23 protein-coding genes and 1 tRNA gene are annotated in these 25,181 nt (G+C 62.5%); 13 read left to right on the plus strand and 11 right to left on the minus strand.

Annotated elements, in window-relative coordinates; translation table 11 throughout:
• Positions 1–201 precede the first annotated feature (201 nt).
• From RPG13_RS06885 to RPG13_RS06900, 4 genes are all read left to right on the plus strand, one after another.
• Positions 202–1,125, plus strand: coding sequence for a carbohydrate ABC transporter permease (locus tag RPG13_RS06885; protein ID WP_127206085.1), 924 nt, complete (start codon positions 202–204; stop codon positions 1,123–1,125).
• A 208-nt stretch (positions 1,126–1,333) separates the two neighbouring features.
• The gene (locus RPG13_RS06890; protein ID WP_126104138.1) at positions 1,334–2,173 is read left to right on the plus strand and encodes a carbohydrate ABC transporter permease; all 840 of its coding nucleotides are present in this window, start codon (positions 1,334–1,336) and stop codon (positions 2,171–2,173) included.
• A complete protein-coding gene (locus RPG13_RS06895; protein WP_337124724.1) occupies positions 2,170–3,231 on the plus strand; it encodes a Gfo/Idh/MocA family protein in 1,062 nt (353 codons plus the stop codon). The genes RPG13_RS06890 and RPG13_RS06895 overlap by 4 nt, the downstream gene beginning before the upstream one ends.
• A gap of 226 nt (positions 3,232–3,457) precedes the next feature.
• The gene (locus RPG13_RS06900; protein ID WP_292224661.1) at positions 3,458–4,456 is read left to right on the plus strand and encodes an ABC transporter ATP-binding protein; all 999 of its coding nucleotides are present in this window, start codon (positions 3,458–3,460) and stop codon (positions 4,454–4,456) included.
• A 38-nt stretch (positions 4,457–4,494) separates the two neighbouring features.
• Here RPG13_RS06900 and RPG13_RS06905 read toward each other — a convergent pair whose 3' ends face one another.
• The 5 genes from RPG13_RS06905 to RPG13_RS06925 form a co-directional block, all read right to left on the minus strand.
• Positions 4,495–5,340 (minus strand): fumarylacetoacetate hydrolase family protein, encoded by an 846-nt coding sequence (locus RPG13_RS06905; RefSeq protein ID WP_337124725.1) that lies wholly within the window; start codon positions 5,338–5,340, stop codon positions 4,495–4,497.
• A gap of 167 nt (positions 5,341–5,507) precedes the next feature.
• A complete protein-coding gene (locus RPG13_RS06910) occupies positions 5,508–6,242 on the minus strand; it encodes an SDR family oxidoreductase (protein ID WP_337124726.1) in 735 nt (244 codons plus the stop codon).
• 180 nt (positions 6,243–6,422) lie between these two features.
• Positions 6,423–8,795: an aldehyde dehydrogenase family protein gene (locus tag RPG13_RS06915; RefSeq protein WP_337124727.1), complete on the minus strand. Its 2,373-nt coding sequence runs from the start codon at positions 8,793–8,795 to the stop codon at positions 6,423–6,425.
• 14 nt (positions 8,796–8,809) lie between these two features.
• A complete protein-coding gene (deoC, locus tag RPG13_RS06920; protein ID WP_337124728.1) occupies positions 8,810–9,859 on the minus strand; it encodes a deoxyribose-phosphate aldolase in 1,050 nt (349 codons plus the stop codon).
• A 162-nt stretch (positions 9,860–10,021) separates the two neighbouring features.
• Positions 10,022–10,849, minus strand: a complete 828-nt coding sequence (locus RPG13_RS06925; protein ID WP_337124729.1) for a ferredoxin--NADP reductase — start codon at positions 10,847–10,849, stop codon at positions 10,022–10,024.
• A gap of 232 nt (positions 10,850–11,081) precedes the next feature.
• Between RPG13_RS06925 and RPG13_RS06930 the strand changes: the two genes are divergently transcribed.
• The 4 genes from RPG13_RS06930 to RPG13_RS06945 all read left to right on the plus strand — a co-directional run bounded on the left by RPG13_RS06930 (position 11,082) and on the right by RPG13_RS06945 (position 16,995).
• Complete coding sequence (locus tag RPG13_RS06930) at positions 11,082–13,166, plus strand: hydantoinase/oxoprolinase family protein (RefSeq protein WP_337124730.1); 2,085 nt, start codon at positions 11,082–11,084, stop codon at positions 13,164–13,166.
• Between the two features lies 1 nt (position 13,167).
• Positions 13,168–14,913 (plus strand): hydantoinase B/oxoprolinase family protein, encoded by a 1,746-nt coding sequence (locus RPG13_RS06935; RefSeq protein ID WP_337124731.1) that lies wholly within the window; start codon positions 13,168–13,170, stop codon positions 14,911–14,913.
• Positions 14,914–15,036: 123 nt separating this feature from the next.
• Positions 15,037–15,813, plus strand: a complete 777-nt coding sequence (locus tag RPG13_RS06940) for an ABC transporter substrate-binding protein (protein ID WP_337124732.1) — start codon at positions 15,037–15,039, stop codon at positions 15,811–15,813.
• A 66-nt stretch (positions 15,814–15,879) separates the two neighbouring features.
• Complete coding sequence (locus RPG13_RS06945; protein ID WP_337124733.1) at positions 15,880–16,995, plus strand: aminomethyltransferase family protein; 1,116 nt, start codon at positions 15,880–15,882, stop codon at positions 16,993–16,995.
• Between the two features lie 2 nt (positions 16,996–16,997).
• On the opposite strand, the gene RPG13_RS06950 is transcribed toward RPG13_RS06945, so the two are convergent.
• The 4 genes from RPG13_RS06950 to RPG13_RS06965 form a co-directional block, all read right to left on the minus strand.
• On the minus strand, positions 16,998–17,654 hold the full coding sequence (locus RPG13_RS06950; RefSeq protein ID WP_337124734.1) for a methionine ABC transporter permease: 657 nt from the start codon (positions 17,652–17,654) through the stop codon (positions 16,998–17,000).
• Positions 17,635–18,723 (minus strand): methionine ABC transporter ATP-binding protein, encoded by a 1,089-nt coding sequence (locus tag RPG13_RS06955; RefSeq protein WP_337124735.1) that lies wholly within the window; start codon positions 18,721–18,723, stop codon positions 17,635–17,637. Before RPG13_RS06955 ends, RPG13_RS06950 begins: the two co-directional genes overlap by 20 nt.
• A 100-nt stretch (positions 18,724–18,823) precedes the next feature.
• Entirely contained in the window at positions 18,824–19,678 is an 855-nt protein-coding gene (locus RPG13_RS06960; RefSeq protein ID WP_337124736.1) for a MetQ/NlpA family lipoprotein, read from the minus strand.
• 265 nt (positions 19,679–19,943) lie between these two features.
• Positions 19,944–20,414: a methyltransferase family protein gene (locus RPG13_RS06965; RefSeq protein WP_337124737.1), complete on the minus strand. Its 471-nt coding sequence runs from the start codon at positions 20,412–20,414 to the stop codon at positions 19,944–19,946.
• A gap of 137 nt (positions 20,415–20,551) precedes the next feature.
• Between RPG13_RS06965 and RPG13_RS06970 the strand changes: the two genes are divergently transcribed.
• Positions 20,552–21,040 carry a MarR family winged helix-turn-helix transcriptional regulator gene (locus RPG13_RS06970; protein ID WP_337124738.1) on the plus strand — a complete coding sequence of 163 codons (489 nt, stop codon included), beginning with the start codon at positions 20,552–20,554 and terminating at the stop codon, positions 21,038–21,040.
• 203 nt (positions 21,041–21,243) lie between these two features.
• Positions 21,244–21,543 (plus strand): hypothetical protein, encoded by a 300-nt coding sequence (locus RPG13_RS06975; protein ID WP_337124739.1) that lies wholly within the window; start codon positions 21,244–21,246, stop codon positions 21,541–21,543.
• 83 nt (positions 21,544–21,626) lie between these two features.
• Here the strand turns inward: RPG13_RS06975 and RPG13_RS06980 are convergent, their stop codons facing one another.
• The gene (locus RPG13_RS06980; protein ID WP_065009975.1) at positions 21,627–21,860 is read right to left on the minus strand and encodes a hypothetical protein; all 234 of its coding nucleotides are present in this window, start codon (positions 21,858–21,860) and stop codon (positions 21,627–21,629) included.
• 260 nt (positions 21,861–22,120) lie between these two features.
• Here RPG13_RS06980 and RPG13_RS06985 point away from each other — a divergent pair, with 260 nt between their 5' ends.
• A complete protein-coding gene (locus tag RPG13_RS06985; RefSeq protein WP_442921331.1) occupies positions 22,121–23,308 on the plus strand; it encodes an IS481 family transposase in 1,188 nt (395 codons plus the stop codon).
• 38 nt (positions 23,309–23,346) lie between these two features.
• Here RPG13_RS06985 and RPG13_RS06990 read toward each other — a convergent pair.
• Positions 23,347–23,423: transfer RNA gene (locus RPG13_RS06990), tRNA-Arg, on the minus strand.
• 277 nt (positions 23,424–23,700) lie between these two features.
• Between RPG13_RS06990 and RPG13_RS06995 the strand changes: the two genes are divergently transcribed.
• On the plus strand, positions 23,701–24,207 hold the full coding sequence (locus RPG13_RS06995; RefSeq protein WP_337124740.1) for a Panacea domain-containing protein: 507 nt from the start codon (positions 23,701–23,703) through the stop codon (positions 24,205–24,207).
• 11 nt (positions 24,208–24,218) lie between these two features.
• Complete coding sequence (locus RPG13_RS07000) at positions 24,219–24,941, plus strand: hypothetical protein (protein WP_337124741.1); 723 nt, start codon at positions 24,219–24,221, stop codon at positions 24,939–24,941.
• Positions 24,942–25,181: the final 240 nt, after the last annotated feature.

Below are 25,181 nucleotides of genomic sequence, written 5' to 3' on the forward strand. Positions count from 1 at the left end.
TCGCCGAAGGCGACAGAGGGGGTCGGTAAAGGCAGGCCGCGGCTTCATCGTTGCTGAAAGGCACGGTCGAAGTCACGATGGCGCACTGCCTTGGCCGACCCCACCCGCCTCGCTTCGCGAGGCACCCTCCCCTCGAGGGGGAGGGAGGCGCCGCGCCTTTTTGCGGCAATTGCAAGAACCTGATCGGCGGGGACCGAACGCATGGCCGCAGCACCGAAACGACCGTTCCGCTGGCATATCGTCGTCTTCCTGGCGCCGGCGGTGCTGGTCTATACGGCGATCATGATCTTGCCGCTGGCCGGCACGCTGCAGCTCTCGCTGTTTCGCAACATCGAGCAGGCCCAGGTCTTCGTCGGGTTCGAAAATTTCCGCAGGCTGTTCGGCGATCCCAACTGGTCGGTCAATTTCTGGAACGCACTGCGCAACAACGTCTGGTTCTTCATCATCCACATGGTCGTGCAGAACCCGATCGGCGTCCTGCTGGCCGCATTGCTGTCCAGCCCGCGGCTCAGGTTCTCCGCCTTCTACCGCACGGCGATCTTCGTGCCGACGATCCTGTCCTTCGTCATCGTCGGCTTCGCCTGGAAGCTGATCCTGTCGCCGCTGTGGGGCGTGGCGCCGAACCTGATGGATCTTGTCGGCCTCAAAAGCCTGTTCACGCCGTGGCTCGGCAAAGAGCAATATGCGCTGACCACGCTCAGCCTGATCTCGGTGTGGCAGTTCGTCGGCATCCCGATGATGCTGATCTATGCGGCACTGCTGTCCATCCCCGAGGAGGTGATCGAGGCGGCCGAATGCGACGGCATCACCGGCATGTCGCAGTTCTGGAAGATCAAGCTGCCGCTGATCCTGCCGTCGATAGGCATCATCTCGATCCTGACCTTCGTCGGTAATTTCAACGCCTTCGACCTGATCTACACCGCGCAGGGCGCGCTAGCCGGGCCGAATTATTCGACCGATATTCTCGGCACCTTCCTCTACCGCGCCTTCTTCGGTTTCCAGTTACAGGTCGGCGATCCCAACATGGGCGCGGCGATCGCCACGATGATGTTCCTGATCATCCTTGGCGGCGTTTGCGTCTATCTCTTCCTCGTCCAGACGCGCCTGCGTCGGTATCAGTTTTAGGGGGCGAGATGTTGAGCTTGAGCACCCCCCTCTGGCCTGCCGGCCATCTCCCCCTCAAGGGGGGAGATTGGACTGCCGCATTGCTTTCGCCACTTTTCAACGTTGCAAGAGAAGCCGCCAGGCTGGAGCTGCCAATCTCCCCCCTTGAGTGGGAGATGTCCGGCAGGACAGAGGGGGGTGCCTTGGCACAAAATCGGGAGACTCTGGGATGAGCACGGCAACCCATTCCCTGCCCCGCACCATCGGCGCCCATGCGGTGCTTTTGACCTATACGGTGATTGCCCTGTTTCCGGTGATCATCGTCATCGTGAATTCGTTTAAATCCCGCGCGGCGATCTTCGGCGCGCCGCTGGCGCCGCCGACGCCAAAGACCTTCGACCTGATCGGCTACACCACGGTGATCGGCCAAGGCGATTTCATTCACTACTTCCAGAACAGCCTTGTCGTCACCGTCGCCTCGCTGTTCTTCGTGCTGTTGTTCGGCGCCATGGCCGCCTTCGCGCTGTCGGAATACCGCTTCCGCGGCAACACGATGATGGGGCTTTATCTCGCGCTCGGCATCATGATCCCGATCCGTCTCGGCACCGTCGCCATCCTGCAATTGATGGTGGCGAGCGGGCTGGTCAACACGCTGACGGCGCTGATCCTGGTCTACACCGCGCAAGGCCTGCCACTGGCGGTGTTTATCCTGTCGGAGTTCATGAAACAGGTGTCCGACGATTTGAAGAATGCCGGCCGCATCGATGGCCTGTCCGAATACACGATCTTCTTCCGGCTGGTGCTGCCGCTGGTCAGGCCATCGATGGCAACCGTCGCCGTCTTCACCATGATCCCGATCTGGAACGATCTGTGGTTCCCGCTGATCCTGGCGCCGTCGGAGGAGACCAAGACGGTGACGCTCGGCGCCCAGCTGTTCCTCGGCCAGTTCGTCACCAACTGGAACGCCATCCTGGCTGCGCTGTCGCTGGCGATCATGCCGGTGCTGATCCTCTACGTCATCTTCTCGCGGCAACTGATCCGCGGCATCACCTCGGGAGCGGTCAAGTGAATTCGGAAAAACCCCTTCGCGTCGTCGTTGCCGGCCTCGGCAATATGGGCCGCAGCCATGCGCTGGCGTATCACGCCAATCCGGGATTCCAGATCGCAGCATTGGTCAACCGCTCGGATGTGCCGCTGCCGGCCGTGCTTTCCGGCTATGATATCAGGCGCTCCTTCGACGAGGCGCTGCGCGACGAAAAACCTGATGTCGCCTGCATAGCCACCTATTCCGACAGCCACGCCGACTATGCGGTGAAGGCGTTCGAGGCAGGCTGCGATGTCTTCGTCGAAAAGCCGCTGGCGACGACGGTGGCGGACGCCAAACGCGTCGTCGCCGCGGCCAAGGCCAACGGCAAGAAACTGGTGATCGGCTACATCCTGCGCCATCATCCCTCCTGGATCAGGCTGATCGCCGAGGCGCGCAAGCTCGGCGGCCCTTACGTGTTCCGCATGAACCTCAACCAGCAATCCTCCGGCCATAGCTGGGAGACACACAAGCAGCTGATGCAGACGACGTCACCGATCGTCGATTGCGGCGTGCACTACCTCGACGTGATGCTGCAGATCACCGACGCCAGGCCGGTCGAGGTGCGCGGCATGGGGCTGAGGCTGAGCGAGGAGATCGCGCCCACGATGTACAATTACGGTCATTTGCAAGTGCTGTTCGACGACGGTTCGGTCGGCTGGTACGAGGCCGGCTGGGGGCCGATGATCTCGGAGACGGCCTTCTTCGTGAAGGACGTGATCTCGCCCAAGGGCTGCGTGTCGATCGTCATGAAGGAGGGTGTCAGATCCGACGACATCGACACCCACACCAAGACATCGACCATCCGCCTGCACAGTGCGGCAACCGGTGCGGACGGCAAGTTCGCCAAGGCTGACGAGATGCTGTCGATGGAGGGTGAGCCCGGCCATCAGGATCTCTGCGACCTCGAACAGGCCTTTGTGCTGAAGGCGATCCGCGAGGATCTCGATCTGACCCGCCACATGGACGACGCGGTGAAGTCGCTCGCCGTCTGCCTTGCCGCCGACGAGAGCGTTCGCAGCGGGAAGGCGGTGCAATTGTGACAAGAGAATTATCGTCCGGAGTTGCGCTCTACGGCGCCCCCCTCTGGCCTGCCGGCCATCTCCCCCTCAAGGGGGGAGATTTGCCGTCACGTTTTCTTTCGCCAATCACCAACATCGAGAAGAGTGCGGCGGCGTCAAAGCTGCCAATCTCCCCCCTTGAGGGGGAGATGGCCGGCAGGCCAGAGGGGGGTGCTTCTGCGCCCACATTCCAATCCGGAGGAACGCCGTGGGCTCGCTGAACATCGAGAATGTGAAGAAGGCCTTTGGGCCGGTCGAGGTGCTGAAAGGCATCAACCTCGAAGTGACCGATGGCGAGTTCGTCGTCTTCGTCGGCCCCTCCGGCTGCGGAAAGTCGACGCTGCTCAGGGTCATCGCCGGACTGGAGGATTCGACCTCGGGGCGTGTGGTGATCGACGGAGCGGACGTCTCAGCAACCCCACCGGCCAAGCGCGGCATCGCCATGGTGTTCCAGACCTATGCGCTCTACCCGCATCTGACGGTGAAGAACAATATGGGCCTCGGCCTCAAGCAGGCGGGCACGCCGCCGGCCGAGATCGACCGCCGCATCGGCATCGCCTCCTCGATGCTGTCGCTGGAGCCCTATCTCGCAAGGCGGCCGGCCGAGCTGTCCGGCGGCCAGCGCCAGCGCGTCGCCATCGGCCGCGCCGTGGTGCGCGAGCCCAAGCTTTTTCTGTTCGACGAGCCGCTGTCGAACCTCGATGCGGCACTGCGCGTCAACACCAGGCTGGAGATCGCGCAACTGCATCGCCGGCTGAAGGCGACGATGATCTATGTCACCCACGACCAGGTCGAGGCGATGACGCTGGCCGACAAGATCGTCGTGCTCAACGCGGGAAAGATCGAGCAGATCGGCGGGCCGATGGAGCTTTATAACTCCCCGGCGAATGAATTCGTCGCCGGCTTCATCGGCTCACCGAAGATGAACTTCGTCGACGGCGCCAGGCTTGGCGAGACGGCCAAGACCATCGGCGTCCGCCCCGAGCACCTGACCGTCGATGCGAAATCCGGCGCCTGGAAAGGCACGGTCGTCCATGCCGAGCATCTCGGCGCCGACACAAATCTTTATCTCGATTGCGAGAAGGCCGGGCTGATCACCGTGCGCATCTTCGGCGTCTATAATGCCGAACCCGGTGCTACCCTTTATGCGACGCCGGATCCGGCAAAGACTTATCGGTTCGGCGCCGATGGCAAGGTGCTGAAGTAGCACCTCTTCCTTCTCCCCCAAGGGGAGAAGGAAGAGCCCTACACATCCGCCCTAAACGTCTGCTTCTGCATGCCCAGTCCTTCAATGCCGAGCTCGACGACGTCGCCGGCCTTCAGGAACACCGGCGGCTTCATGCCGAGGCCGACGCCGGGCGGCGTGCCGGTCGAGATGATGTCGCCCGGATGCAGCGACATGAACTGGCTGAGATAGGAAACCAGATAGGCGACGCCATAGACCATGGTTTTGGTCGAGCCGTTCTGCATCGTCTTGCCGTTTACCTTCAGCCACATCGGGATGTTCTGTGGGTCCTTCACCTCGTCCTTGGTCACCAGCCACGGGCCGATCGGCCCGAACGTGTCGCAGCTCTTGCCCTTGGTCCACTGGCCCTGACGCTCGGCCTGGAAGGCGCGTTCGGAAACGTCGTGCGCGACGCAGTAGCCGGCGACATAATCCAGCGCCTCGGCCTCGGTGACATATTTCGCGGTTTTGCCGATGACCACCCCAAGCTCGACTTCCCAGTCGGTCTTGACCGAGCCGCGCGGGATCAGCACGTCGTCATCAGGCCCGACGATGGCCGAGCTCGCCTTCATGAAGATGATCGGCTCCGGCGGCACGGTGGCGCCGGTCTCGGCGGCGTGGTCGGAATAGTTGAGGCCGATGCAGATGAATTTGCCGGTGCCGGCGACGCAGGCGCCGATGCGCGGCTTGCCGGAAACCGCCGGAAGCGATTTCGGATCGAGCTTCGACAATGTCTCGAGCGATGCCGGGTCGAGCGCCTTGCCGGCAATGTCGTTGACATGGGCGGAGAGGTCACGGATCGTCCCGTCCGCGTCGAGCATGCCGGGGCGTTCGCTCCCCACTTCGCCATAGCGCAGCAGTTTCATAGAATTTTTTCTCCCAGTTGAGACCAGAGGCCGTTTGCAAACTCGCTCCGCTGCGGCGAATGGCGTGGTTTTCCAGAACCGGAGCGGAGCGTACTTAAAGCACGTGAGCACCGGAAGCGCAGAAAACCGCGCTAGGCGCCCGGCGGAGTAGAGTTTCTAATGGCCTCTTAAATCGACCAGCCACCGTCGATATTATAAGCCTGTCCCGACGTATAGGTGGCACCGGCCAGATAGACGGCGAGATCGGCGATTTCCTCGGGTGTGCCCAAGCGGCCCATCGGCTGGCGGGCGATGAAGGCGGCGCGGGCGGCCTCGTAGTCGCCCTGCGCATGCATGCGGTCCTGCAGCGACGGGCTTTCGACCGTTCCCGGGCAGATGGCATTGCAGCGTATGCCCTTGCCGACATAATCGGCGGCGACCGATTTGGTCAGGCCGATGACGGCCGCCTTGGTCAGCCCATAGACGAAGCGGTTTGGCACGCCCTTGGTCGAGCTGGCCAGCGACGCCATGTTGATGATCGAGCCATCGCCGCGCTCCAGCATGCCGGGCAGCACGGCGCGGATGGTGCGGATCATCGAGCGGACGTTGAGATCATAGGCGAAGTCGAGATCGGCGTCCTTCATCTCGAGGATCGAGCCTGAATGGACGAAGCCTGCGCAGTTGAACAGCACGTCGACGGCGCCGATCTCGGCGAAGGCCGAGGTCACGGCCTCGTCGTTCAGCACATCGAGCTTGCGGGTCTTGATCCCGGGCGTCTTGCCAAGTTCGGCGAGCATTACCTCGTTGATGTCGGTGGCATGGACGACGGCGGCGCCTGCCTTGGCGAAAGCCAGCGCGCTCGCCCGGCCGATGCCCTGTGCCGCCGCCGTGACGACAACGATCTTGCCTGCCAGATCCGCCATGCTTTTCTCCTCTGTGGCCGCCCGGTTTTACCGGCACGCGGCCAAGGCGCAAAGTGCCAGATAGGCACTATCATGCCGCCTGTATCGCTGTTCGCCTAAATGTTTTTTCTCGGTAAAGAACATCATTTCTGCCGTCAAGCCCGAACGCTTCTCGCCCGACGCCGCGCGCAAGGCGACCGCTCAGTCGCCGTAGGGCACCCAGACGTTCTTGACCTCGACGGCACGGCGCAGGAAGGCATCGCCGCCGGCCTCGCTCGATGCCCAGTCGAGGCTGCGGCCGTTACCGGTCCAGACGCGCTTGAGATTGCCGACGGAGTCCGCTTCGGCCTTGGCGCAGGTCTCGGCATCGGCAAACACCCAGAGCCCGTCGACGTCGTCATGCTTTGCCAGCACGCCGGTGAGTTCGGCGCTGCGGCCGGTGACGATGTTGATGGCACCGGACGGAACGTCGGAATATTCGATGACCTGATAGAGATCGGTGGCAAGCAGCGGGTACTTTTCCGAAGGCACCGCGACGACGGTGTTGCCCATGGCGAGCGCCGGAGCAACCAGCGACATCAGGCCGAGCAGGGGCGCATTGTCGGATGCCACTATACCTACGACGCCGACCGGCTCGTGCAGTGCCAATGTGACGGCGCGGGCCGGCGGCTGGTGGACGCGGCCCTCGAACTTGTCGGCCAGGCCGGCATAGAGGAACAGCCGCTCGATAGACTGGTCGACCTCTTCGCGCGCGGCCTTGGCCGTGGCGCCGACGAGCTGAGTGAGGCGCGCCGCAAACTCGTCGGCACGGCCGGACAGGTTCTCGGCCAGATAGTAGAGCACTTGGGCACGGTTGTAGGCGGTCGCCTCCGGCCAAGCCTTGCAAGCGCGGGCAGCGGAGACGGCGTCGCGGATATCCTTGCGGCTGCCGAGACCAACCTCACCGGCAAGCTTGCCCTTGGCGGTAGCCACCGCAATCGAATAATTGCCGTCCGGCCGGACCTGCTTACCGCCGATGAACAGTTTTGCCGTGCGATCGATGGCGTCGCTTTCGGCCTGCTCGACAGGCTGGGCGGAAGCCGTTGCCGGCTTGATGACGGGGCCGAGCGGCAGCTTTGCCGAGAGATATTCGAACATGCCCTCGCGCCCGCCTTCGCGGCCAAAACCGCTCTCGCGGTAGCCGCCGAAGCCGCAGGCGGCGTCGAACATGTTGGTGCCGTTGACCCAGACGACGCCGGCCTTCAATTGCGGCGCGACGTGCAGGGCGAGGTTGACGTTCTCGCTCCACACCGAGGCGGCCAGCCCGTAGCGCGTGTTGTTGGCGAGCTCGACCGCTTCCTCGGTGTTGCGGAAGGTCATGGTGGCGAGCACCGGGCCGAATACCTCCTCCTGTGCCAGGATGTTAGCCGGCGAAACGCCTGTCGCCAGCGTCGGCAAATGGTAATAGCCGGAGGACGGCAGCGCCACGTCCGGCTGCCAGCAGACGGCGCCTTGCTTCGCCCCCTCCGCAACCAGTCCCTTGACCCGATCGAGCTGGGTCAGGTCGACCAGCGGGCCGATATCGGTGTTTTTGTCGAGCGGGCTGCCGACGCGCAACCGGCTCATCCGCGTCTTGACCTTGGCGATGAAGGCGTCGGCGATGCCTTCCTGCACCAGCAGGCGCGAGCCGGCACAGCAGACCTGGCCCTGGTTGAACCAGATGCCGTCGACCAGTCCCTCGACGGCGCTGTCGAGATCGGCGTCCTCGAAGACGACGAAGGCCGACTTGCCGCCAAGCTCCAGCGACAATTTCTTGCCCGAGCCTGCGGTGGCTTTGCGGATGATCTTGCCGACCTCGGACGACCCGGTGAAGGCGATCTTCTGGACGCCGGGATGATTGACGATTGCCGCGCCCGCCTCCGGTCCGCCCTGGACGATGTTGACGACACCTTTCGGCACGCCCGATCGTTCGCAGATCTCGGCAAACAGGATGGCGGTGAGCGGCGTGAACTCGGCCGGCTTCAGCACCACGGTGCAGCCCGCGGCGAGCGCCGGCGCGATCTTCCAGGCCAGCATCAAAAGCGGGAAGTTCCACGGGATGATCTGGCCGACGACGCCGACGCCCTTATGGCCGGGAAAATCCCTGTCCAACGCCTGCGCCCAGCCGGCATGGTGGATGAAATGGCGGATGGCCAGTGGCACGTCGATGTCGCGGCTTTCGCGGATCGGCTTGCCATTGTCGATCGATTCCAACACCGCGAACAGACGCTGGTGGCGCTGCATGGAGCGGCCGATGGCATAGAGCACTTTTGCTCGGCTGTAGCCTGAGGATGCGCTCCACTTCGGCAGCGCTTTTGCCGCGGCCGAAACCGCGGCATCGATGTCGGCGGCACCGGCATCCGATACCTTGGCCAACAATTTGCCCGAGGCAGGATCGCTGGTCTCGAAGGTCTTGCCGCCTGTGGCTGCTTTCCAGTCGCCGCCGATGAACAGTGCTTTGGAAAAATCGCGCGCGGCAAGCCAGGCATCAGCCTCGTTGCGGGCTTCCGGCGCCGGACCGTATTCCATGGCATGATAGCGTTCGAGAATGTTCATCAGGCGCTCCGAAATCACGCCATTGCGTGGCGATGATTGGCCGAATAGTGACCGGTCAAATGATGTTCGAGCTGGCGCTCTATGTCGGTCAGCAGGCTCGACGCCCCGAAGCGGAACAAGTCTGGCTCCAGCCATCGCCGTCCAAGCTCTTCCTTCATCAGCACCAGCCAGTCGAGCGAAGCCTTTGCCGTGGAAATGCCGCCGGCCGGCTTGAAGCCGATGAGATAGCCGGTTTCTTCGAAATAGGCGCGGATGGAGCGCACCATGGCAAGGCCGACCGGCAGCGTCGCGTTGACGCTTTCCTTGCCGGTCGAGGTCTTGATAAAATCGGCGCCCGCCATCATCGCCACCATCGAGGCGAGCATGACGTTGCGCAGCGTGGCGAGGTCGCCGGTGCCGAGAATAACCTTCAGATGTGCCTCGCCGCAGGCGGCGCGCATCGAGACGATCTCGTTATAGAGTTCCTGCCACTTCGCTCCGAATACCAGGCCGCGCGGGATGACGACGTCGATCTCGTTGGCGCCGTCGCTGACCGAGGCTTCGATCTCCTGCAGACGCGTCGAAAGCGGGGTGAGGCCATGCGGGAAAGCGGTGGATACGGCGGCGACATGGATGCCGCTGCCGCGCAGCGCATCGACGGCGGTGGCGACAAAGGGATGATAGACGCAGACCGCCGCCGGGCGGATCTTTTCACCAGTAATGCCGAGGCCTTCGACGATGTCGCGGCGGAACGGATTGACCGCCTTGGCGCAGAGCCGGCGCACGCGCTCTTCGGTGTCGTTCGAGTTCAGCGTGGTCAGGTCCATGCAGGCGACGGCGCGCAGCAGCCAGGCGGCCTGGTTGTCGGCCTTGATCGAGCGCCGCTTGGTCAGGCTGGCGACACGCCGCTCCAGCGCCGAGCGGTTGACGCTGCGCATCGATTCCATGAAGCCGAGATCGAGCTTCATGCCGGGATTGCGGGCAATACCGTGCGCTTGCGGCGCCGGTGCGTTGGCGGCGGTGCGCGCTGGCAGCGGCGTGATCTTGGACGCACCGAGATCGGCCTCGCGGATCGTGCTGCTCATCTCCTGCCCTTTCGTTCGACGACTTCTGCCGAAGATAGACCGTGAAGCAGCGCTTCACGAGTCCTTCAGGCGGTCATAGTTGAAAAAGGCCACGAAAGCAGCAGATTTTTGACCGTACGGTCAAAACCTGCATGAGGCGGACGCCGCAGCGCCCCCGGCGCCTCAGCCGACGAAGGCGCGCTCGACGACGAAGCTTGCTGGATGATGCAGCGAACCTTCCTGGAAGCCGAGGCTTTCGGCCAGTTCCTTGACGTCCTTGAGCATATGCATCGAGCCGCAGATCATGATGCGGTCGGTCTCCGGGTCGAGCTTGTCGATGCCGAGATCGGTGTAGAATTTACCCGAGCCGATCAGCGCGGTGATGCGGCCCATGCGCTCGGAGGTTTCGCGCGTCGTCGAATTGTAGAGCGTGACGCGGCCGCCGGTCAGCTCGCCGATCAGCGGATCGTTCTCCAGCGCAGCGACTAGTTCCTGACCATAGGTGAGTTCAGCATTGTCGCGGCAAGTGTGAGTCAAAATGACCTGCTCGAATTTCTCATAGGTATCGGGATCGCGCAGCAGGCTGGCAAAGGGCGCGATGCCGGTGCCGGTCGAGATCATGAACAGGCGCCTGGCCGGGGTCAGCGCGTCGACCACCAGCGTGCCGGTCGACTTCTGCCGCATGATGACGGTGTCGCCGATCTCAATCTTCTGCAACTCCGAGGTCAGCGGGCCATCCGGCACCTTGATCGAGAAGAATTCCAGCTCGTCGTCCCAGGCAGGGCTGGCGATAGAATAGGCGCGGTACACCGGCTTCTCGGCGTTGGGCAGGCCGATCATGACGAACTCGCCGGAACGGAAGCGCAGCGACTGCGGCCGGGTGATGCGGAACGAGAACAGCCGGTCGGTATAGTGCTTCACCGAGACGACGGTCTCGGCATAGACATTGGCCGGTATAGGGAACTGCAACGGCCGGGCGTCGACGGTGTTGAGCGCGGATGTGGTGTTCATCAAACCTAACCTTCTGGCCCGGGCTCAAGACCCAATCTTCAGATGGGCGCCAAACCTTCTCCTGCGCGCCCGAACCGATCAGGTTCCGGCGTGCCGTTTGCACACTGCGAAGCGGCAAGCTCTTGTGTCCGGAATTTATTAGTATACAAATGATATTTGCGTCAAGACGCCAGCGTGAAACACCTTTCCAAACTGAGACATATCAGTAGTCCGGGCATTTCGGGTTTCGACAATGAAAGAGAATTTTTCGGCGCAGACGCTGGATTCCCTGGGCAGTGTCGTCGCCGGCATCGACGTCGGCGGAACTTTTACCGACCTGCTTCTGATCGACGGCCGTGACGGTGGCCGGGTGCATATCGCCAAGACTCCGACCACTATCGACAACCAAGCCTTCGGCGTCGTTTCGGCGCTCGGCGCCACCGGCTTCCCGGTCGACGGCATCGACCTCATCGTGCACGGCACGACGACCACCACCAACGCAGTGCTGGAACGCCGGCTGGCCAAAACCGGCATGATCACCACGCGCGGCTTTCGCGACGTCATCGAGCTGGGCCGGCGAACGCGGCCGCAGGCCTATGGCATGACGGGCACCTTCGTCCCGATCATTCCGCGCAATCTGCGGCTTGAAGTGTCGGAGCGCGTCGAAGCCTCGGGCGCGGTGCGCATTCCGCTCGACGAAGCCGAGATGCGCGACGCGGTGAAAAGCCTGATCGAGGCCGGCTGCGAATCCCTCGTCATCCATTTCCTGCATTCCTACGCCAACCCAGCGCATGAGCGGCGGGCGGCCGAAATCGCCGCCGAGCTTTGGCCAAACGGCTACATCACGTCAGGCCACGCATTGCTGTCGGAAGCGCGCGAATTCGAGCGCGGCGTCACCGCTTCGGTCAACGCCTCGGTGCAGCCGATCCTGGAGCGCTATGTCGAGCGGCTGCGCAAGGAATTGGGATCGCAAGGCTATGCCCGCGACTTCCTCATCATGAACGGCAATGGCGGCATGATCTCGGCCCGCTTTGTCACACGTGAGTCGGCCAAGACCGTCATGTCCGGCCCGGCCTCCGGTGTTATCGCCGCCGCTTATACGGGGAAACGCGCCGGCTTCGAAAACCTGGTCACCTACGACATGGGCGGCACCTCGACCGACGTGGCACTGATCCGCAATGCCGAGCCGGCGGTGTCGAACGAGATCGAGATCGAATATGCGATGCCGATCCATGTGCCGATGGTGGCGGTGCATACCGTCGGTGCCGGCGGCGGCTCGATCGCGCGCGTCGATGCGGCGGGCCTGATCCAGATCGGCCCTGAAAGTGCCGGGGCCAATCCCGGCCCGATCTGCTACGGGCGCGGCGGCAGCGAGCCGACCATCACCGATGCCAATCTGGTGCTCGGCCGGCTGGCGCCAAAGAAGCTGCTCGCGGTCGAAAATCCGGTCACCGTCGAACACGTCACCGGCATATTCGGGGACAGGATCGGCCGTGCCACCGGCCTGTCCGGTGTCGAGGCGGCGGGTGCCGTGCTGCGGCTGGGCAACATGAAGATGGCCGGCGCTATCCGCATGGTCTCGGTGTCGCGCGGCCACGACCCGCGTGATTTCGCGCTGTTCGCCTTCGGCGGCGCTGGGCCGCTGCATGCGACGGCACTGGCGCGCGAGCTCGGCCTGCCCAAAGTGCTGGTGCCGGCGCGGCCGGGCATCACCAATGCGCTCGGCTGCGTCGTCGCCGATCTCAGGCACGACTTCGTCAACACGATCAACCAACCGGTTGCGAGCCTCGACGAGATCCATCTCCATGCTATATTGGAACGGCACCGAAACGAAGGCGAGGAGTTGATCGGCAAGGAAGCGGTGAAGCCGGAGACGATCCGCGTCACGCATTCCGCCGACATGCAGTTCGTCGGCCAGACGCATATCATCAACGTGCCGCTGCCGTCGTCCGCGGTGACGCGCGAGGTATTGCAGCAACTGTTCGAAAAAGCCTATTTCACCCGCTTCAAGGTCGAGCTGCCGGAGATCCGCGCCAATCTGGTCAACCTCAACACTTCGGTGACCGGCGTGCGGCCGGCGATCGATCTGTCCCGGCTGATCGACCCGGCTGGCCGCGCCAGAACGCTCGACGAGGCGCGCCGCGAAATCCGGCCGGTCTGGTATGGCGGGCGCTGGCACGACACACCGGTCTATGTCAGGGAGAAGCTGCCCCTCGACGCCGTCATCGAAGGTCCGGCGATCCTCGAACAGATGGATGCGACCACCGTGCTCGAGCCCGGCGACCGGGCACGATCGGACGCCGACGGCAACATCATCATCGACATTGGTGAGGCCTGAGATGGAAAAGCTCGACGCTATCACGCTTTCGGTCATCCAGGCGGCGCTGCAGCAGGTCTGCGACGAGATGGACCTGACGTTTTCGCGTGCCGCCTTCTCGCCTGTTATCGCCGAAGCCAATGACCGCTCCGACGGCATCTATTCGGCGGTCGATGGTTCGCTGATTGCGCAAGGTAGCCAGGGTCTGCCCGTGTTCGTCGGCGTCATGCAATATTCGACGCGGACGGTGATCGAAATGATCGCCGACGGAAGCTGCTTGCCGCCCGAGCCTGGCGACATCTACATCGTAAACGACCCTTATCTCGGCGGCACCCACCTGATGGACGTGCGCTTCGCCATGCCGGTCTACCGGGACGGAACGATTTTCTGCTGGCTGTCGAACACCGGCCATTGGCCTGACATTGGCGGCTCGGTGCCGGGTGGCTTTTCCGCCTCGGCGACGGCAGTCGAGCAGGAAGGGCTGCGGCTGCCGCCGGTGAAACTGTTCAAGAAGGGCGTGCTCGATCGCGAGATCTACGCCATCATCTGCTCGAACATCAGGGTTGCCGACCAGCGCATCGGCGACATCCGCGCGCAGGCGGCGGCACTGCTGATCGGTCAGGACCGGCTGAACGGAATCCTGGATCGTTACGGCGATGAAACGGTCGTCGAGGCGATCGCCGAACTGCGCCGCCGCGCCGCCGAGCAGATGCGCGCCAACATCTCAGCCATTCCCGACGGCATTTATCGCTCGCAGGCCTTCGTCGATTCCGACGGGGTGGTGAACGAGCCGCTGACCATCGCGCTTGCTGTGGAGAAACAGGGCGACACGCTCAGCTTCGATTTCGCCGGCTCGTCAAAGCCTTGCGCGGGGCCGATGAACAGCGTGCTGGCAACGACCTTGTCGTCGGTCTATCTCGCCATGCGCCACATTTTCCCGGATGTGCCGATCAGCGCCGGCGCCTTCGAGCCGCTGATCGTCAAGCGGCCGGAAGGCACCTTCCTCGACGCAAAATATCCGCGCCCGGTGTCCGGCTGCGCGGCCGAAGTTTCGCAGCGCATCGCCGAAGCGGTGTTCGCGGCCATGGTGCAGGCGCTGCCGGACAAGGTCACGGCGGCGCCGGCGGGCTCCAGCGGCAATTTCGCGCTCGGCGGCAACGATCCGGCGCGCGGCCGCGACTATGTCATGTACCAGATCTCCGGCGGCGGCTATGGCGGCAATGCCGGCCATGACGGCCTGACCAACGGCTGTTCGACCATCGGCATTTCAAAATCGCCGCCGGTCGAGATCATGGAGCAGGCTTTTCCGGTGCTCTATCGCCACTATGCCTTGCGCGAAGGCTCGGGCGGCGCCGGCAAGCATCGCGGCGGTTTTGGCCTCGCCTATGAGGTCGAGATCCTGCGTGGCGACGCCCGCGCCTCCTTCGTCATGGACCACGGCCGCTTCGGCCCGCAGGGCGCGCTCGGCGGCAAGGACGGCGCGGTCAACACGGTGACCGTGTTCCGCGACGGCAAGGAACATGTGCCGCCGCATCTTTCCAAGGAACAGGATATCGCGCTAAAGGCCGGCGACCGCGTGCGCGTCGGCACGCCGGGTGGCGGTGGCTATGGCGATCCCTTGCAGCGCGATCCGGAACTGGTGCTGAGGGATGTGGCCTTGGGATACTATACGCCCGAGGAAGCCGATGGAAAATTCGGTGTCGCTCTGTCGGCGGACAGGCTGGCGATCAATCGGGCTGCGACGGACAAGAAGCGCGCCGCCAGCTAGTGTCGCTGGTTCGCGCAAACGCCGATCTCCCTGTGCGCCGTGATCGCCGCAGGGCATGTCGTTTCCGTCTCCGCCGGGGGTACAAAACCCCGTAAACTTCGCCTGTCAACGGAGATCTGGATCATGCGCCTTTTCGGTCGTTTCGTGCTTGCCGCGTCCGTCGCCCTGGCTCTCGCTACCGGCGCCGCCTCCGCCCAGGACAAGAAACTCAGGCTCGGCACCGAGGGTGCCTATCCGCCCTTCAACTATGCCAATGCCGACGGCACGCTGGGCGGCTTCGACATCGATCTCGGCAAGGCGCTGTGCGCCGAGATGAAGACCGAATGCGAATTCGTCGTGCAGGATTTCGACGGCTCGATCCCCGCACTGCAGGCCGGCAAGTTCGATGCCATCATCAACATCACCATCACGCCGGAACGAGCCGAGAAGGTCGACTTCACCCACAAATACTACCAGACGCCGCCGGCTATCGCGGTGCCGAAGGATTCGACTGTCACGGGCACCTCGCCCGAGGATCTGAAAGGCAAGGCGCTTGGCGTGCAGAGCGCGACGATCCATCAGAATTTCGCCGAGCAGAAATACAGCGGTTCCACCATCAAGCCCTATCCGACCGGCGACGACGCCCGCACCGACATGGTCAATGGCCGTCTCGACGCGATGATGGATGGCTCTATCCTGCTGACCGAATGGCTGAAGAAACCTGAAGGCGCCTGCTGCAAATTGCTCGGCACCTTGGCCCCCGACCCGGCTATCCATGGCCCAGGCGTCGGCATCGCCCTGCAGAAGGGCAACAAGGATCTGGCCGACAAGCTCGATGCGGCGATCGACGCGCTGCGCGCCAACGGCAAATACAAGGAAATCAACGACAAGTACTTTGCCTTCGACGTCTACGGCAGCTGAGACCGACGACAAACGCCTTCGGCAGCGCTGTCCGGCGCTGTCGTTTTCGTGAAGATGGAGACTTTTTTGCCCGAACGGCGATCTCCTTTTTATAGCAGCATCGTCGGGCTCGGTGCGACGATGGGCCGGGTCGGCGGCGATTTCATCTCGGCAAAATATTACTCCGGCATTGCAGACGAGCATCTGAACACCCGCAAAAATGTCGGTGTCCAGGACCTCAGCACCATGGGCAAGATGGACATCAAGGGCCCGGATGCCGAGGCTTTGGTGAACCATGTCATCGTCAATGACGCCGCTGCCATGCAACCGGGCCAGGTGCGCTATTCCACCATCTGCCGCGAGGATGGCGGCATCATGGACGACCTCACCGTGTTCAGGCTTGGGCCCGAGCATTTCATGCTGGTGACCGGCTCCGTCAACCGCCAGAAAATGCTGCCCTGGCTGCTGCATCACGCCGAGCGCCGAAAAGCCTATGTCACCGACATCACGGCGGCCATCGCCTTTCCGACGATACAGGGACCGCGCTCGCGCGGGCTGCTGAAGGTGCTGGTGCAGGACGCCGACCTGGATGGCCTGAAACGCTGGTCGTTCACATCAGGGCGGATCGGCGAGACGAAGCTGCTGATCTCGCGCACCGGCGTGACCGGCGAGCTCGGTTTCGAGCTGTTCGTGCCGGCCGACGAGGCCACTGCCGTCTGGGATGCGCTGATGCGGGCCGGCCGCGATTTCGGCCTGAAACCCTATGGCGTGCTGGCGATGTTCACGCTGGGGCTGGAGAAGGCCTATCCGGCGCATGGCATCGACATGGACGAGACCCGCACGCCGTTCCATGTCGGCCTTAACAGCTGGATCAAGTTCGACAAGGGCGATTTCGTCGGCCGCGAGGCGCTGCTCAAGGTCAGCGACACAGGCGTCGACGAGCGCTGGACCGGGCTGACCGTCGAAGGCGGCACGCCGGCCGCAACGAATGCGCGGGTTCTGGCCGGCGGCGAGGATGCCGGCGTTGTCACCTACAGCGACCACGGCTACTCGCTGGGCAAGGTGCTGGCGACCGCGCATCTTCGGCTGCCATTCACCCGGATCGGAACGGAACTCAGCATCGACATCGACGGCACGCCAACACGCGCGGTGGTGTCGGCGATGCCATTCTTCGATCCAGAAGGGACCAGGCTGAGGGCTTGATCCTACCCCCTGTGATCCAGCCTGGCCACCAGCCGGTCACCGGCCCACTGGATGCCGCAGACCAGGATGATCAGCACGATGACCACGGCGACCATGACTGATGTCTCGAAGCGCTGGTAGCCATAGCGGATGGCGAGGTCGCCAAGCCCGCCGGCACCGATGGCGCCGGCCATCGCCGAGGCGCCGATCAGCGTCACCAGCGTGACCGTGAAGCCTGCGACGATGCCGGGCAGGGCTTCCGGCACCAGCACCTCGCGGATGATCGTCCAGCGGTTGCCGCCCATGGCGCGCGCCGCCTCGATCAGGCCGTGGTCGACCTCGCGCAGCGACACTTCGGCGATGCGGGCATAGTAGGGCGTGGCCGCGATCGACAGCGGCACGATGGCAGCCCAGGTGCCGATCGAGGTGCCGACGATCAGCCGTGTCACCGGGATCAGCGCGACGAGCAGGATGATGAACGGCACCGAGCGGAAGCCGTTGATGACAGCGCCGAGGACGCGATTCACCCACAGGCTTTCGGCGATGCCGCCACGGTCGGTGGCGACCAGCGCCAGGCCGAGCGGCAGTCCGAAGAGGAGCGAAATGAATCCGGACGCGGCCGTCATCAGGATCGTCTCCCAAATCGAACGAAGCAGGAGCTCAAACAGAACTGGCGACATGGCCAAGCACCTCCACCCGCGCCTCGCGGGCTCTCAAAAACGCAATCACTTGTTCCAGATGAATTGCATCGTCACTTGGTACCGCCAGAAACAGCGTTCCGACAGGCTGCCGCTGGACATGGTCGATGCCCCCATGCACGAGGCGGAACGAGCCGGGAACCGCTGCGGCGAGGTCGGACAGCAGCGGGCCGCGCGCCGCCTCGCCCGCCACGTCGATTTTCAGGATCGCCTCCGTGCCGGCGCCCTGCGTCAGGCGGCTTGCGATCTCCGCCGGCAATTGCGGCCGGATGCCGCCGAGCAGGCTTTGGGTGATCGGCGACTTCGGATCGGCAAAGACCGACCACACCGGGCCTTCCTCGACAATGCGGCCGGCGTCGATCACCGCGACGCGGTCGGCGATCGAGCGGATCACCTCCATCTCGTGGGTAATCAGCAGGATGGTCAGGCCAAGCTGCCGGTTGATGTCTTTCAAAAGCGCAAGGATGGAGCGGGTCGTCTCCGGGTCCAGCGCCGAGGTGGCTTCGTCCGACAGCAGCAGCGCGGGACGGGCTGCAAGCGCCCTGGCAATGCCGACGCGCTGTTTTTGGCCGCCCGACAGCGATGCCGGATAGGCTTTGGCCTTCTCCGACAGGCCGACGAGCTCGAGCAGCTCGGCCGCGCGCGCCAGGCGTTCGGCCTTGGGACGGCCTTCGATCTTGAGCGGCAGCGCCACATTGTCCTCGACGGTCTTGGCCGAAAGCAGGTTGAAGTGCTGGAAGATCATGCCGATGCGCCGCCTGAGCGGCTGCAATTCGCGCTCGCCGAGCCGGCTGATTTCGCGGCCTTCGATGAAGACCTGGCCGGAATCCGGCCGTTCCAGACCGTTGAGGCAGCGGATCAGCGTCGACTTGCCGGCGCCGCTGCGGCCGATGATGCCGAGGATCTCGCCCTTGCGCACAGTGAGCGACACGCCATCGAGCGCCGCGGTCTGGCCGAAGCGGCGCTTCAGCTCGACGAGACGCACGACGTCCTCCGGCCGCTCCGGGGTGCCGACCGGTAGCTCGGCAGTTGCGGGGAAATGCTGGTTCATGGCCTTCCTGTTTCGGGGGGTCCGTAAAAATAGGATTGCGGCCCGCGCGTTGGGCGCGGACCGCTTTTTCATATCCGGGACGCCCCGGACCCATGTCTCATCAATAGGCGCTGGTGCCGGTGCCTTTGTAGACCTTGTCGAACTCGGCCTTTACCGCCTCGTTCTGATAGGAAGCCACCAGCGTCTTCACCCAGGGCTCGTTCTCGCTGCCGGCCTTCACTGCGATGAAGTTGCGGTACGGATTGTCGGCGATCGGCTCCTGGGCGATGCGGTTTTCCGGGGTCAGGCCGCTTTTCAGCGCCCAATCCGTGTTGACCACGGCCGCGTCGAGGTCTTCCACCGAGCGCCCGACGATGCCGGCGTCGAGCTCCTTGATGACCAGTTTCTTCGGGTTGTCGGCGATGTCGGCCGTTGTCGCCAGGATGCCGGTGCCGTCCTTCAGCTTGATCAGGCCCTCGTTCTGCAGGACGCGCAGCGCCCGGCCTTCATTGGACGGGTCGTTCGGCACGCCGATGACGGCGCCCTCCGGCAGCTCGGCAACCTTCGCGTATTTCTTGGAATAGAGGCCGATCGGCCAGACGCCGGTATAGCCGACGGGGACGATGTGATAGCCCTGCGTCTTGATCTGATTGTCGAGATAGGGCTTGTGCTGGAAGGCGTTGGCGTCGATTTCGCCACGCTCCAGCGCCTCGTTCGGCTGGGTGTAGTCGTTGAACACCACGGTCTCGATCGTCAGCCCTTTGTCGGCCGCCTGCGCGGTGACGACGCGCCATACGTCTTCATCCTCGCCGCTGATGATGCCGACCTTGATCGCCTTCTTGTCCTCGGCGATGGCCGAACTGGGCGTAGCCAAACCGGCAATTGCGACAGCCGAAGCGAAAAGTAATGCAAGACTTGTGCGGCGATTTATAGTTGCCGAAAAGGATGACAGCAAAGTGTTGGTAATCCCTATCATGATGAATCCCGTCCGTTGTTAGATCATGGTGGCCAGGCAAAGTGCGAAGCCTTGTGCACAGCATCGGGGATGCTGGCCGCCGGATCAAAGAACCGCGTTTCTCGCCAGATGCGAAGCCGGGAATATTCTCTCAAAGATTATGCGATTGCGAGCACAGGGGCGCTTACCACGGGCGTCCCGTAGGCGGGGCACGCCATTTTTCGGCGAGATCCCTTCGCGCGACCAGACGCAACGCGGTCGCTTTCCCGGCCCTCACTTTTCCCGCTCAGAGCCACCGCCGCACGCTTTGCCTGTAGTCGCGATACGCATCGCCGAAACGCCGCTCGAGATAGGCCTCCTCGCGGGCGACGACGCCGTAGCGGATCAGGATGGCAAGCGGCAGCGTGAGGACAAGGATCCAAATATTCTGCGCGGCCACGCCGATGCCGCCATAGATGAGGAACATGCCGAGGTAGATCGGATTGCGCGTCCATCCGTGGATGCCGATCGTCACCAGCACGCGCGTCGGCTCATTCGTCGGCACCGGCGTCGCAGCTAGAGAGAAGTTGCGAATGCCCGCGATGAAAAGCACAAAACCGATCAGCATCAGCAAGCCGCCGATGATCCAGGCCCCCGCAACCGAGAAAGGCAAGCGCAGCAGGCGATCCAGGACGAAGCCAATCAGAAGAGCGGCGAGAAAGAGCAGGGGCGGTCTCGCGATGACGCCTGCGGTTTCGGTGTCGGTTTGCCCAGCCATTGCCATGTCTGCTCCCGCAGATGCCTAGGGCTACGAAGCCCATAGCCGCTTAGAGACGACAACTAAGGTGTCATTCTAGAAGTTGACAACAGCGGTGTCAATCGCGGAAATTGGCACGGACAGAGGGAATGGAGGCGATGGCGGCACGACACAACCGAGGGACAGGGGCCATCGTTGACAGCAAGGCCGAGGCGATCGCCGAGCTGATGCTCGACGTGGCCCAGTGCTTCTTCAGAATACGGGCTCTCGGCCAGAAGACCGGGCTCATCACCAGTTGGGGCGGCGGTGCGTTCGGCTTCATGCGAAGCCTCGCGCTGCTTGGTCCGCTCACCGTGCCGCAGATCGCCCAGATGCGGCCCACCAGCCGTCAGCGCATGCAGCGGCTGGCGGATGAGCTTGCGGCCGAGGGGCTGGTCGAATTCATCGACAATCCAAAACACCGGCGCTCGAAGCTTGTGCAGCTGACGCGCAAAGGCGCCGCGCGCTACGGCGAGCTGAACGCCCAGCTGATGGCGATCGCCGCGACCATGGGCGTCGCTCTCGACGAAGCGGATATCCGCAAGACCGCCGAGATCGTGCGGCAGCTGAGCGACGATGTGAAAGTGCGGTCGGAGCGGCTGGGCTGACGCAAAGGCGGCGCGGCGCCATTGAAGGGGATTCCTGCTTGAGCGCCCCCGATCTCGTGCCGTTTCAGCCTGGATGCGCTTGGCTGTTGCCACTTCCCTCCAAGCCCGCCGGCGAACGATTGCCAACCGGAACCTCTGTGGAGCTGAGGCGTTCGAACCGCAGGAGCTGAAAGCTGCGCCTGCAATCGGCAAAGAGTACTGCAATGGCTCAGAAAGCAAAGATAACGACAGGCACCAACGACCGGCCGCGCAACGAGACCATAGTCCAATCCGGTGAAGGTCTGCCGGACAGCACGCCACTTGAAGTCGACGAGACCGCCGCCCGGTTGCGAGGCAATCTGCAAGGCAAACCCGAGCAATTTGGGGAAGCCAATGTCGACGCGGCAGGCATTGCCGGCGCCGGCGAGAAAATTTGTCACCGCTGCGCCGGGACAGGAATGATCGACGGCCGCACCTGCCCCGAATGCGGCGGAACCGGAAAGGTGACGACGCCGATAGGCTGAGGCGATCAGGATAGCGATCAAGCTTCGCGGCAATCTCGATCACCGAAGCGCCAAGGAGTCCGGGCCGATAGAAATTATGCGGATCAGATCGCCGGCACCCACTTCCAGAACACGCCCTCCATCCGTTCGGGGTAGTGCTTGAACTCGCATTCGAAGCGCCATCCATAAGTCTTGGCGGCCGCCAGCGCTTCCTTGCTGACCGGGTTCATGCCCGTTCCCGGCGCGAACCAGTCCTCCAGCAAGTCGTCGGGCACGTAGGCGCCGATCCTCAAAGGCAGCTTTTCGAGAACGACATCCATTTCCTCAGGTGCGGACAATGGTTTCTCCCTTCAAAATCTACGCACGAACAAGTCGCTCGAGACGGATTGGGTTCCAGACTATCGAGGCCGGCTTACGCGATATGGCTGACATGGAGAGATCGCAGTTCGTGCCCGTCCCGAGAGATGGGTGGCCCGTGTCTCCGGTACAAACCGTAACCTATGTGTCCAGAATGGACCTTTGCCCTTCCCGAGAGATGGGTGACAGTTCATTCCGGAGACATGGGTTACACTTCTAGCCCTTTGCGAGGAGAGCAAAGGTGCCTTGGCAGGAGTGCAATCTTATGGACGAGCGTCTCAAATTCGTAGCGCGGCTTCTGGATGGCGAGAAGATGGCGGTGGTCTGCCGGGAGTTCGGGATATCGCGCAAGACCGGCTACAAGCTCATCAATCGCTACAATGATAGCGGGCTGGAAGGGCTGACTGACCGCTCGCGGCGGCCTTACCGGCACGCCAATCAGCTTCCTTTCCAAATCGAGAAGCTGATTGTGCGTGCCAAGCAGGACAAGCCCAACTGGGGCGCGCCGAAGATCAGGGAGCGATTGGTGCGGCTCTATCCAGACGTTCATTGTCCGGCGATCTCGACGGTGCATGCGGTGCTCGACCGCCACGGCTTGGTCAAGCGCCGCAAGCGGCGACGCAACAGGGCAACGGGAACGCCGCTGTCTCACGTCGCCGCGCCCAATGAGTTGTGGTGCGCCGATTACAAGGGCGAGTTCATGCTGGCCGACCGGCGCTACTGCTATCCGTTGACGATCAGCGACTTCGCCAGCCGTTATCTGTTGGCCTGCGAGGCGCTTCACACCACCAAGGAGGCCTATGCTTTCACCGTGTTCGAAAGCGTTTTCAAGGAATTCGGCCTGCCTGGGGCGATCAGAACCGACAACGGCGTGCCCTTTGCCAGTCCCAATGCGCTGTTCAATCTCTCCAGGCTGTCGGTATGGTGGCTAAGGCTTGGCATCGCCATCGAGCGCATCAAGCCCGGCTGCCCGCAGCAAAACGGCCGTCATGAGCGCATGCATCTGACCCTGAAACTGGAGACCACCAAACCGGCCAGCGCCAACTTCCTGCAGCAGCAGGCCAGGTTCGATGACTTCGTCGAGGAGTTCAACACCGAACGCCCGCACCAGGCGCTTGATATGGCCTGCCCTGCCGAGCGCTACAGCCCATCGCCGCGACCCTATCGGGGACTGCCGCAGCTCGACTACCCTTTCCACGACAAGGCCGTCACCGTCACCACATGCGGGCGCATCTGTTTCGACCGCAAGAAGATCAATCTCAGCCTCGTCTTTGCCGGCCAGACCGTCGGCATCAAACAGGTCGAGGATCGAATCTGGCTGGCGAGCTTCATGGACTATGATTTGGGATATTTCGACGACGAGACATGCAGACTGGAACCACTTGAGAACCCTTTCGGGCCGAAAGTGTTACCTATGTCTCCGGTATAAAATGTAACCCATGTGTCCAGAATGGACCCTTTGCAAATTGGCGCACCCGACAGGATTCGAACCTGTGACCTCTGCCTTCGGAGGGCAGCGCTCTATCCAGCTGAGCTACGGGTGCCTTCAGGATCGACTATCCGGAAAACGAACCAGCCGGTAAACCGGCCACGGCTTCTTAGCGGAAGCCGGGTCAGGCTTCAACGGGCAAGTGGAGTTTGCGCGAATTCCAAAAGGTGGAGGTCACTGGTTCGAATTCCGTCGAGTGCCGGTCATGTGCCGGAGGCGACCGGTTCGTTTTCGGTGTAACCGTTCTGCTGCTGTGAGCAATTTGTGGACGCGAACCCATCGGCCATTGTCTTCAGGCGAATCTGGCTATAAGAACAGATAAGGAACATGATATGACAAATGGCTACGACGGACGCGCGATCGCCAATTTCATACTCGACTTCTGCGCCAGGAATGACCGGACAGTCACGAACCTCGCATTGCAGAAGATCGTCTATTTTTGCCACGTTTGGTCATTGATCGAGCTAAATCGTCCGCTGATCCGACATAAATTCGAGGCTTGGGAATACGGACCGGTTCTGCCATATCTCTATCGAGAGTTTAAAAATTACGACCGGTTGCCAATTGTGAGTCGTGCCACGCAAATCAATCCGGCGAATGGCAAACACGAAACTGTTCCGTATAATGTCGACTCGCAGACTGAGTCGCTGTTGAACAAGATTGCGGCATTTTACTCAAGGCTCCGCGCAGGCGATCTAGTAGAACTGAGTCATGCCGAGGGTGGGCCGTGGTATTCTGTATGGAATCACGGAGGGCATGTAAATCCGGGCATGAAGATAGACAACACCATGATTCAAGAGTTTTATTCAAAGGTAGCGCCTCCTTTCTCTGTTCAATAAGTAGATACCATATGGCAGATTTACGCATTCCCTCTGTCCAACATCTCGCGCGCAACTGGCGCGGCGATTCCAAAACTATCGCGCGCGCGTTGGTTCGGCTTGCGCTCAATCCACCGCGATTCAATTACAACCCGCTTTATGGCGCAGTCCGAGACATGCTGGTTCTTGGTGTCCCTTATGACGATGTTGTGAAGGGCATTCAGAAAATCAAACGTGAAAAAGTTCGCCAGAACCTGCTCGGGGTGCTGCCGCTTATCCGTGACCATTTCGCTGGTGTGTCTCCCGATTTCTTTCAGGCTATCGACAAACGCTACTATCCAGTTGGACGCGGGCTGATGGTGCCGTTCGAGCCGCCAATGATTTACGGCGTCGAAGGTCAGCTCTATTTCCCTTGGTTCAGCTTCTGGCGTCAGAACCCGCTTTCGAATGAGCGGCTTTCGCTATTCGTCACGCTGGTCGACGAAATCCTGATGCAGGACCCTGACTTGGAAACGGCGCGGTTCGAGGTTCTGGATTTTAGTTGTCGCAGCCCGAAGCAAGCGCGTGAGCTTCGCGTTATCGACGCACGCGACATTCCCCGCTTAGATGACCATCGCAAGACCGAAATGCTGGAGTGCTTTGCCGCAGGCTACTTCCAAGCGCTTGAAGAACTTGCAGGCGCGCCACCGCCCCCTCCTGGCGGACAGAAGGACGATCGAGCGCCCGATCCAAATCAGCCGGGACTCTTCGACTAGGCGCGCTGAACGTTATTGCGCAGAAGATTTGGTCATCGAACACCTTAATGTCTGGACGCCTCTCCGGCGCCGCCAAGGAGGTTTCCGGTGTCGAGTGTGATCAGAGAGCGTGCTGCAAGCGTCTGGCGCGCTCTTCGGGGCTTTACCCAGCGCTATGGCTACCAGCGGGATCAAGGACCTCCGGACAGCTAGAGGCGAGTGAGCGCTGCATGTTACGGCAGCGGCTACCCATCCACGGCC

The organism is Mesorhizobium sp. ISC15 (assembly GCF_037162615.1).
GTDB lineage: Bacteria > Pseudomonadota > Alphaproteobacteria > Rhizobiales > Rhizobiaceae > Mesorhizobium > Mesorhizobium mediterraneum.

Coding starts and splice junctions, on each gene's coding strand:
- RPG13_RS06975 (WP_337124739.1), top strand. CDS start 21,244: ATGGCTCAGAAAGCAAAGATAACGACAGGCACCAACGACCGGCCGCGC.
- RPG13_RS06965 (WP_337124737.1), bottom strand. CDS start 20,414: ATGGCTGGGCAAACCGACACCGAAACCGCAGGCGTCATCGCGAGACCG.
- deoC (WP_337124728.1), bottom strand. CDS start 9,859: ATGAGCAGCACGATCCGCGAGGCCGATCTCGGTGCGTCCAAGATCACG.
- RPG13_RS06930 (WP_337124730.1), top strand. CDS start 11,082: ATGAAAGAGAATTTTTCGGCGCAGACGCTGGATTCCCTGGGCAGTGTC.
- RPG13_RS06890 (WP_126104138.1), top strand. CDS start 1,334: ATGAGCACGGCAACCCATTCCCTGCCCCGCACCATCGGCGCCCATGCG.
- RPG13_RS06935 (WP_337124731.1), top strand. CDS start 13,168: ATGGAAAAGCTCGACGCTATCACGCTTTCGGTCATCCAGGCGGCGCTG.
- RPG13_RS06915 (WP_337124727.1), bottom strand. CDS start 8,795: ATGAACATTCTCGAACGCTATCATGCCATGGAATACGGTCCGGCGCCG.
- RPG13_RS06910 (WP_337124726.1), bottom strand. CDS start 6,242: ATGGCGGATCTGGCAGGCAAGATCGTTGTCGTCACGGCGGCGGCACAG.
- RPG13_RS06970 (WP_337124738.1), top strand. CDS start 20,552: ATGGCGGCACGACACAACCGAGGGACAGGGGCCATCGTTGACAGCAAG.
- RPG13_RS06955 (WP_337124735.1), bottom strand. CDS start 18,723: ATGAACCAGCATTTCCCCGCAACTGCCGAGCTACCGGTCGGCACCCCG.
- RPG13_RS07000 (WP_337124741.1), top strand. CDS start 24,219: ATGGCAGATTTACGCATTCCCTCTGTCCAACATCTCGCGCGCAACTGG.
- RPG13_RS06950 (WP_337124734.1), bottom strand. CDS start 17,654: ATGTCGCCAGTTCTGTTTGAGCTCCTGCTTCGTTCGATTTGGGAGACG.
- RPG13_RS06940 (WP_337124732.1), top strand. CDS start 15,037: ATGCGCCTTTTCGGTCGTTTCGTGCTTGCCGCGTCCGTCGCCCTGGCT.
- RPG13_RS06925 (WP_337124729.1), bottom strand. CDS start 10,849: ATGAACACCACATCCGCGCTCAACACCGTCGACGCCCGGCCGTTGCAG.
- RPG13_RS06995 (WP_337124740.1), top strand. CDS start 23,701: ATGACAAATGGCTACGACGGACGCGCGATCGCCAATTTCATACTCGAC.
- RPG13_RS06905 (WP_337124725.1), bottom strand. CDS start 5,340: ATGAAACTGCTGCGCTATGGCGAAGTGGGGAGCGAACGCCCCGGCATG.
- RPG13_RS06885 (WP_127206085.1), top strand. CDS start 202: ATGGCCGCAGCACCGAAACGACCGTTCCGCTGGCATATCGTCGTCTTC.
- RPG13_RS06960 (WP_337124736.1), bottom strand. CDS start 19,678: ATGATAGGGATTACCAACACTTTGCTGTCATCCTTTTCGGCAACTATA.